This is a genomic window from Paenibacillus sedimenti (assembly GCF_014534655.1).
GTDB lineage: Bacteria > Bacillota > Bacilli > Paenibacillales > NBRC-103111 > Paenibacillus_E > Paenibacillus_E sedimenti.
In genome coordinates this window covers 1-815 of record NZ_JACVVD010000052.1, presented here as the reverse complement: position 1 = coordinate 815, position 815 = coordinate 1, and the positions used below count along the sequence as shown (strand labels likewise).

Annotated in this window: 1 rRNA gene; it reads left to right on the top strand. The window is 52.4% G+C overall.

What is annotated here, in order from left to right:
* Nucleotides 1-815 (top strand): 23S ribosomal RNA (locus ICC18_RS33360); the annotation flags it as partial.

The following is an 815-nucleotide window of genomic DNA, read 5'->3' as shown; positions in this document are numbered from 1 at the left end:
CCTAGAGGGATCCTGAGTACGGCGGGACACGAGAAACCCCGTCGGAATCCGGCAGGACCATCTGCCAAGGCTAAATACTACCTAGCGACCGATAGTGAAGCAGTACCGTGAGGGAAAGGTGAAAAGCACCGCGGAAGCGGAGTGAAAAAGAACCTGAAACCGTGTGCTTACAAGAAGTCAGAGCACTCTATATGTGTGATGGCGTGCCTTTTGTAGAATGAACCGGCGAGTTACGTTTGCATGCGAGGTTAAGCTGAAGAGGCGGAGCCGCAGCGAAAGCGAGTCTGAATAGGGCGCATGAGTATGTAGACGTAGACCCGAAACCGTGTGATCTACCCCTGTCCAGGGTGAAGGTGAGGTAACACTCACTGGAGGCCCGAACCCACGAATGTTGAAAAATTCGGGGATGAGGTGGGGGTAGCGGAGAAATTCCAATCGAACTCGGAGATAGCTGGTTCTCCCCGAAATAGCTTTAGGGCTAGCCTCGGAAGATGAGTTGTGGAGGTAAAGCACTGATTGGGTGCGGGGCCCGCCAAGGGTTACCAAGTCCAGTCAAACTCTGAATGCCACAAACTTTATTCCGGGAGTCAGACAGTGAGTGCTAAGATCCATTGTCAAAAGGGAAACAGCCCAGACCATCAGCTAAGGTCCCCAAGTGTGTGTTAAGTGGGAAAGGATGTGGAGTTGCACAGACAACCAGGATGTTGGCTTAGAAGCAGCCACCATTGAAAGAGTGCGTAATAGCTCACTGGTCGAGTGACTCTGCGCCGAAAATGTAACGGGGCTAAACACGCCACCGAAGCTATGGCTTGCAC